This is a genomic window from Bacillus sp. ES1-5 (assembly GCF_022487605.1).
Lineage (GTDB): Bacteria > Bacillota > Bacilli > Bacillales > Bacillaceae_G > Bacillus_A > Bacillus_A wiedmannii.
The window spans coordinates 1-763 of the sequence record NZ_JAKVPU010000039.1; the positions used below are offsets into that span (position 1 = coordinate 1).

The following is a 763-nucleotide window of genomic DNA, read 5'->3' on the forward strand; positions in this document are numbered from 1 at the left end:
GGCTTCTAATTCATTAGGCTATCCCCGTAGTTCCTACGGTTAGAAGCCTTAAAGCTTCATTTTTAAGATTGATACTTGCGTTAATATCTCTGTCGTGATGATGATTGCACTCAGGACAATCCCATTCACGAAGATTTAGATTCTTAACGTCTTTGTTTTGATACCCACAACAAGAACATAATTGGCTTGAAGCAAATGTTTTGGATACCGGAATGACTTGTTTTCCATACCATTTTGCCTTGTATTCTAGCAACGTTCTAAATTGTGACCAAGATACTTCACTAATCGCTTTTGCTAACTTATGATTTTTTAACATATTCGATACTTGCAAATCTTCTATACCGATAACATCGTGGTTTTTGATGATTTCAGTTGAGATTTTGTCCAAGTAATCTTTTCTAGCATTAGCTATGTATTCATGAATTCTAGCTACCCTTACTCGTTGTTTATTCCAGCGAGAAGATCCTTTCATTCTTCTAGAAAGAACACGCTGTGCTTTTGCCAACTTCTCTTCCAATGAGCGAAAAAATTTAGGATTTTTATAGATTGTTTCATCTGACAAAATGGCGAAATCTTTTAATCCTACATCCATTCCAATATAAGAATCTGTTTTCGGAAGTTCTTGCACTTCTGTTTCAACTAACAATGACACAAAGTATCTGCCAGAAGGGTTCCGTCTAACCGTAGCATTTAAAATACGTCCCTTTACTTCACGACTTTTGGCAAATCGAACAAGACCTAGTTTCGGCAATTTCATTTTGTT

The 763-nt window shown here is 35.9% G+C and carries 1 protein-coding gene; it reads right to left on the reverse strand.

Annotation, left to right across the window (positions count from 1 at the left end; translation table 11 throughout):
• Positions 1-13: 13 nt before the first annotated feature.
• A partial coding sequence (locus MKO96_RS29170; RefSeq protein ID WP_240589343.1) for a transposase occupies positions 14-763 on the reverse strand: 750 nt, incomplete at its 5' end.